Source organism: Roseivivax lentus, from assembly GCF_900156805.1.
Taxonomy (GTDB): domain Bacteria; phylum Pseudomonadota; class Alphaproteobacteria; order Rhodobacterales; family Rhodobacteraceae; genus Roseivivax; species Roseivivax lentus.
The window spans coordinates 65857-72394 of the sequence record NZ_FTOQ01000017.1 but is presented as its reverse complement, the minus strand read 5'-3'; the positions used below and the strand labels follow the sequence as shown (position 1 = coordinate 72394).

Genomic DNA, 6538 nt, shown 5'->3' with positions numbered 1-6538 from the left:
TCCGGAAGTCGCCAGCTGAGGTAGGTCAGGCGCATGCGCCGCAAATCTTGCACGAAGGGCAAATCGCCCGCCGAGCCGAGTTTTTCAACGGAATAAACCTAGAGCGGAAATTCGAATCTCGGAATAAATGGCTACGCCGCGCCGATGCAGGACGCCTGTTTCTTCTGTCGTCCCATCCAAGCTTGGATTACAGTCAGGCATGGCAGAACTGTGTACGACAGAAAACCGAGTTCTCGTTCGCTTAGGAGTGCAGCTAGTGAAATTCTTGTCTTCGATGCCAAATCTTTATAATTTCATGCGAGATGGGATTTCTTTCGATAGCCTGTTAAAGCGTTATGCGCTTACCTGCGATCACGTGGTATTTAACCGTTTCGGCGCACCTATCGGTGAGGGTGAGTTCGATTCTGTTGGTCATTTCTTGGCGGCATGTGCACTTAAGCAAGAAAACTACGAACTGGCACGAGCGCTGGGAAATGACACTCGTTTTTCAAGCATCTTTATTGATATGTGGGACTATGTCGATGATGCGGGAAAGCTTGAGAGAACTCGGTACGCTTTTGTCGATGAGGCAACCTCAAAAGCTATTGGCGACTTCGCTTACAGCGAAGTTCGTCGAAAGAAAGGTCTAAACGCGGACAGTTACGATTTCAAACTCGATGAAGTAAAAGAAATCGTCGGTGATTTGCAAGCCGATATTGGACTTAACGAGTATGCCCGATGCGAAGGCTTGGGCACGATGGCAAGCTATTCTGATATTGTAGGTAGGGCGTTAGGCAACTTGTCGAAACAGCCTGCTGATAATCTGATCGATCTCTTTGATGAGCCACTTCTATTTCCTGATTTGACGTCAGTCCCTTGGGATGCGGTTTTGGAACTTCGATCGGATAGAACCGCCAAGGAATTTCGAGCCTTTTTAGAGAGATGCGTGAGCTCTGAGTTGGATGTTGAAAAGATTGGTAAAGACCTATCGAACGACATTTGGAGACTCGTGAAAGAGGTTGAGCCGAGCGTCGGAAAGGCGATCCTAACCGCAATCGCATCCAATCTGCCTTCTCCCATAATTATTAACCCTATTGGTGTTGGGATAGGCATGAAAGATGTCGCGACGGCGCGTCAAATTAAAAGAGACTTTGCTCATGTATTCTTCATTCAGAAGCTACAAAGCAAATCGCAGAGAAAACTGTGATTCAATGGCCAATAACTATGCAGTGATTATCTATTATATTACAAATCTACGATAGTAATGGATTGATCTTCTCCCCCCGAAAAAACAAGGTGTAGCAGGAGCCCATCAATGAGATACTCAGAGATCAGCCCATGTGTTTTTAGCATGGCGGCTTGGTCCCGCATTGCGGCATCACCGCGTTTTGAATTCCACCCAGTTCGCCACGATCAGCCCCGGCACGCTATCCAGCGCCCGTTCAGCGTCCCGGTCGAGGTTTAGCCGCTTCGGCAACTTGACCTGCGGCACCAGCAGGAAGATCGGCGCTGTGACTTTGCCACGCCCGGTCTTCGAGCGGGACACCACGGCCTGACCCTTTGTGTTCAGCCGCCCCTCCGCCACCAGCAGGCTTGGCCCTGTGCGGCGATAGACGAACCGAAGGCGCAAACCACGCCGCCGCTCCCATTCACCGGGGGTGATCCTACCACCGCGTGTGGATTTGCCTGCGGCGGGCAGCGGGATTGCCAGCCAGAAGCCATCCTTTGAGCGGATCAGCGGGCCGGTATCGTGAGCATTGACGATCACTGGGGCCTTGGACCAGACCAGCGCGGCGGCATCGAGGCTTTCGCCCGACCGCGGGAAGTTCTGGCTACGGATCGAGATGGCAAGCCGTCGCCCGAGCCCCGCGCCGGTGATCTGTGTGCGCCAGGCAGTCTTGAGCCCGGTCCCGGCCTCGCGCATGGCAGCGGTCACCGCACGTTCGCCCGCCGCGACCTCGGCGGCCATCATGGCCACGATGTCGGGATCGATGTCGAGCTTAAGCTTCATGCCGGACGCAGATCCACGGTCCAGACCAGCCGCTCGCGATCCCGCACCGGCTCACCCAGAATGAGGTAGGCCTCGCCGTCCATTTCCAAACGATCGCCCGGCCGTGGGTTGAATACCTCCGCCACGCGCAAGTCGATGCGGGTCGTTTCCGACCAGAGCCGCGCGTCGCCGAAGTCGGTGATCGCATCGGCCTGCCGGGAGACGATGCGCACCAGCACGGGCGCGCCGCCCTCGGAGGTGTAGAACGCCTCTCGCCCGATGTTGGGATCCGCGAACAGCGCATCAACGACGGCGGCAAACGCCGTCATTAGAAGCTCGCGTTCAGGCGCACGCGGCCGATCACGTCGCCCGCACCGCCCGCAACAGCTTCGGTGGCCACACCGATGAGCGTGTTCGCCGTGGCGGTCTTGGTGGCTTCCTTGTTGGTGTTGTCCCAATAGACCTTGTCACCGGCAGACCACGCTTGAGACGCGACCTTGTTCAGATCGAAGATGCCGACGAGCGTGGTCTCGACCGTTTCGGCATTGGCGGCATCCCCGGCGGCCACGCCGAAGATGGAGCCGACGAGAAAGCCGTCGCCGGATGTCACGGCATAAGGCGCGGTCAGGGTGATGGTGTTGCCGGGCTGGACGTAGTTTTTCATTGTGGGTTCCTTTGCAAACAGGAACGGGCGGCCCGATTGGACCGCCCGTCAGAGGTGAGATGTCAGCGATGGCCCCGGTTATGCGCCCGGGTTCTTGTAGAGGCCGCGCCAGTCGATGGCCTTGGCGCCAAAGTCGAGGCGGCACTTGATCTCGACACCGTCGACATCGAAGCCATTGCGGGTTTCGATGTAGGCGCCCTGCTGACCCTCAAGATAGGCGTATTCGATGGTGTCGATCTGGTTTGGGCTGGCCGCCAGATACCAAGCGGTCTCGCTCACGGCATCAAGCCGGGGCTCCGTGATCGAGGCCAGCGTTCGGATCGACTGTGGCACGACGTTGGAAATTGCGGCGGGCACAAGGTTCTGGGCGACCATCTGCTCGGCCTTCAGTTCCAGCGAGGCGGGCACGATCAGGAAAGCGGGGCGAACGTTCAGCACCGTCTTCTTGTCGAGACCCGTCTGCTTGGCCATCGCCGCGCGGGCGGCACCCACCGCCTCGACGGCCAGGGCCGCCCCGGTGCCCGCGAGGTTCTTGTGGGTGGTGTGGAACAGGGCGTTGCCATCGGCCATCGCCGGGTTGGCGGTGATGATGCCCCAGACCACGTCGCTCTCCAGTTGCGCGATGGAATTGCCGTACATCGCCGGGATCCGGGTGAAGGCGTCGAGATCGTCGTTGATCAGCGTCTGGCGGGTGATCGCGACCACCCGGCCATAGGTCTTGACCTTGTAGCTCTCCTTCGACTCCCCGAGCGTGCCGCGCTTGAACTCGCCGCTTTCGCCGACCTCGAGCAGCTGCGGGGCTTCGCCGAGCTGCACCCGGTGCATCGCCTTGAAATCAGTGGCCAGCACCTGGCGACAGAACAGCATGAAGGTCCGGGGATAGGCATCATAGGCCTGCCGAAGCGTCTTGTTGGTCACCGCCGACAGGATCTCGGGGAAGTCGGACGTCGAATGTAGCGCCCGCGTTGCCACCTCGTCGCGAGACAGACCGCGCGTGTTGACCCCGGCATTGCCGAGGCTTTCCCGGGCCAGTTCCATGAGCGTCATGCCGCGATACTGGCGGGCGGCATCTTCCAGAGAGAAGAGCGTCGGGCTGTAGCGGTGCAACAGTGCATTTGCGACGGCTTCGCGGCGGGTGACCTGCTCATCGCGGCCACCAAGCGGGATCGAAACCTGGCTGAAGGTGCGGGTTTCCTCGGATTTGGCGGCGACCTGATCGAGGATCAGACGCCGAGCCTCACCGACGTCGGTGCCGCGTTTGACTAGATCCTCGGCAAAGCCGCGCTCGAGGTTCAGGCGTCCCGCCAGATCGTAGATTGTGGACACGCGGTCGCGTTCCGTTTCACGGGCGCGAGTTGCGACGGCTTCAGTGTCAGGCACAACGGGGGCATCGGGCTTCTGCGCCTTCGGTTGGGTGCGGGTTTCGCTGGCAACAGCTTTCGGTTCGGCCACAGGCGTCTTCGGTTCAGTCATGGTAGTGTCCTCGGTCGCGATTGGGTCGCTGGGCTGATCTTTGGCCTCTGCGGCCGGGGCGTTGGGTTTGTCCGTCATCGGGATGGCTCCTGTTTGGGTGGCTGGGACGTCCCGGCGATGGAGGACGCAGTCGTGAAGTGGGGATTGGGCGCGGAACCCCGCGGCAGGGTCCGCGCCAACGGGCACGGCGGAGACCTCGAAGGGCGTCCAGTCCACCGCGCGCCAAAGCTCGCGGGCCGCTTCGGGTTTCGAGACCTCGAAGCGGTGAACCTGGTAGCCGATGGAGACCGCGCGGATGTGGCCCGCCTGGATATCGCGCCAGATCGGTTCGACGTCGGCGCGCTCGCTGATCCGGACCTGCGCAATGCCCCGGCCGTTTTCAATACGCGCCGAGCCCGGAACCACCGAGCCTATCACGGCATCCAGCGTATCGATCTCATGCACCTTCAGAAATGGCGCGCCCGCATTCAGCCGATCCAGCCGCACATGGGTCGGGTCGAGGCTCAGCTCTTCGTCATAGGGCTCGCCAAACAGCGTCGACCGGCGAACACGCGCGCCCGCCGACCAGATCACCTCAACGGTGCGGGCGTCAGTATCAGCTGAGTTTGGCGCAAGCTCCGCCGACCGGCGCAGGGCCGGTAATTCGATCATCGTGTCCATGTTGGTCAGTCCTGTTCGTCGGAGTCGGGCCGCGCCGGGTCCGTATTGGAGTCGTCTTCCGGATCGCTCGCCGGGTCATTGGCCGGATCATTCGCCGGATCGCTGGTCTGTGCGCTGCCGGTCTTGGTGACGCGGCGCGGATCGCTGTCGAGCACCAGCCCGAGTGCATCGAGCTTGGCGTTTGTGGCGGCGATTTCCGCCAGCACGGCGTCAGGGTTGCGCCCCTGCCGGGCGATTACCTCGGCCAACGTCATGGTGCCGGAGCGGATCGACAGCAGGTTCGCCATTGCGTCCTTCTGCGGATCGACCGCTTCGAACTTGGGCGGCGACCATTCGACCGGTACGTCCGGCGATGGGATCTGCCCTGCGGCCCACGCGGCCTCGGTGAACCAGCGCCAGACGGGCGCGCAGAACATCGGGATGAACAGCTGCCACTGCACGGCGTCGATCTGGCGGCGGAACTCCACGAGCCCCGCCCGGATCGAGGAATAGTTGACCTGGCTGAGATCGCCGGTCAGCAGCTCGTAGGGCACCCGGAAGCCCGCCGAGATGGTGTGCAGGCTGGCCCGCTTGTATTCGCCGTAGCCGCCGGTGGCGGAGGGCTGGTTGAACCGGATATCCTTGCCCCCGCGCGCATAGGCGATAAGGCCCGGTTCGAACTGCTCGACCCGGTTGCCATCGGCATCGACCACAGAGGGCGCGATGCCCTGCTGCGCCTCGTCATCGCCGAAGACGATGGCGGTCACGCAGGCCTCAGTTTTCTTTCGGACCAGTTCGGCAACCTCATAGTCGTCAAGATCGCGCAAGCTGCGGATCACTGGCGCGCCCCAGGGCACGCCGCGCGCCTGTGTGCGCTGCTTCTCATACACATGGGCGATCTCGCTGGCCGGCACCGGGCGGCTCTGCAGACCGTTCTGCATCGCGCCATAGGCATCGCCCGGATGTTCGGCGTGCAACCAATAAGCCCGACGTTTTCCGAGCGGGTCAAACTCTATCCCCTGCACCAGGCGTCCTGCACCGAGCGGGCCAGATTTGGTGGCGTCGAGGAAGTCGGCCTCAAGCACCTGCAATTGCAGCGGGACAGACAAGCCGTCGCTCGCCCGGCGCAGGCGTCGGCGCACCAAAACCTCGCCCGCTTCGACCATCTCGCGGCAGATCAGCGTCTGCAGTCCATAGAAGTCGAGCTGACCGTCCGCGTCAGCGGCGTCCGACCACCGCGCGAAGAGTGCATCGACCTTTCGGTCCAGCGTGTCATTACCGCTGGCCGCCCGGGGCATGATGCCCGCTCCGATGATGTTGTTCACCAGCACGGCCACGGCCTTGGCCGCGTGCGGGTTGTTGCGCACCAGATCGCGCATCCGGTCGCGCAAGAGCGCCCCGGCCACGCCGACTTCTGTGTCAGCCGAAGTGCCTGGCGCGCGCCAGCCTTCAGTGTGCCGCCCCTTCGCGGCACCATCGTAGCCCCGCGTCAGGGTTTCAAACGCCTGCCTGGCAAGAACGCGGCGGGCCGCTGCGCGCGGAGCCACCGTGGCAATCGCATGGTCAAACCAGTTCGCCGACATCAGCAATCTCCGCGCGAGAAGCCCGCGAGCCCGGCGATCGGCAATGGATTTGTCGTCCCGGCGATGGCGCGTTCGATGGTGCGGATGCGCGCCAGCAGATCCTCGGCCGAGCCATAGTCCACGGATTTTCCGTCATAGCTGACCCGGGTCGTGCCGCTGGCATAGGCGCGGCGCAGCGCAAAAAGTTCGGTTTCCGTCCAATTCGTCATG

The 6538-nt window shown here is 61.7% G+C and carries 8 protein-coding genes; 2 read left to right on the top strand and 6 right to left on the bottom strand.

The genetic code is table 11. From position 1 onward, the window contains the following. A partial coding sequence (locus BW990_RS22360; protein ID WP_234990302.1) for a hypothetical protein occupies positions 1–245 on the top strand: 245 nt, incomplete at its 5' end. 11 nt (positions 246–256) lie between these two features. Beyond that, complete coding sequence (locus BW990_RS21635) at positions 257–1186, top strand: hypothetical protein (protein WP_159441686.1); 930 nt, start codon at positions 257–259, stop codon at positions 1184–1186. Positions 1187–1357: 171 nt separating this feature from the next. On the opposite strand, the gene BW990_RS18270 is transcribed toward BW990_RS21635, so the two are convergent. The 6 genes from BW990_RS18270 to BW990_RS18245 form a co-directional block, all read right to left on the bottom strand. Then, a complete protein-coding gene (locus tag BW990_RS18270) occupies positions 1358–1990 on the bottom strand; it encodes a DUF6441 family protein (RefSeq protein ID WP_076450387.1) in 633 nt (210 codons plus the stop codon). Continuing rightward, positions 1987–2298, bottom strand: coding sequence for a head-tail joining protein (locus BW990_RS18265; RefSeq protein WP_076450385.1), 312 nt, complete (start codon positions 2296–2298; stop codon positions 1987–1989). The genes BW990_RS18270 and BW990_RS18265 overlap by 4 nt, the downstream gene beginning before the upstream one ends. Further along, positions 2298–2633, bottom strand: coding sequence for a DUF2190 family protein (locus BW990_RS18260; protein WP_076450383.1), 336 nt, complete (start codon positions 2631–2633; stop codon positions 2298–2300). Before BW990_RS18260 ends, BW990_RS18265 begins: the two co-directional genes overlap by 1 nt. A gap of 78 nt (positions 2634–2711) precedes the next feature. Further along, positions 2712–4766 (bottom strand): prohead protease/major capsid protein fusion protein, encoded by a 2055-nt coding sequence (locus BW990_RS18255; protein WP_076450381.1) that lies wholly within the window; start codon positions 4764–4766, stop codon positions 2712–2714. A gap of 5 nt (positions 4767–4771) precedes the next feature. Then, positions 4772–6328: a phage portal protein gene (locus BW990_RS18250; protein ID WP_076450379.1), complete on the bottom strand. Its 1557-nt coding sequence runs from the start codon at positions 6326–6328 to the stop codon at positions 4772–4774. Then, the gene (locus BW990_RS18245) at positions 6328–6537 is read right to left on the bottom strand and encodes a phage head-tail joining protein (protein WP_076450378.1); all 210 of its coding nucleotides are present in this window, start codon (positions 6535–6537) and stop codon (positions 6328–6330) included. Before BW990_RS18245 ends, BW990_RS18250 begins: the two co-directional genes overlap by 1 nt. Between the last annotated feature and the right edge of the window lies 1 nt (position 6538).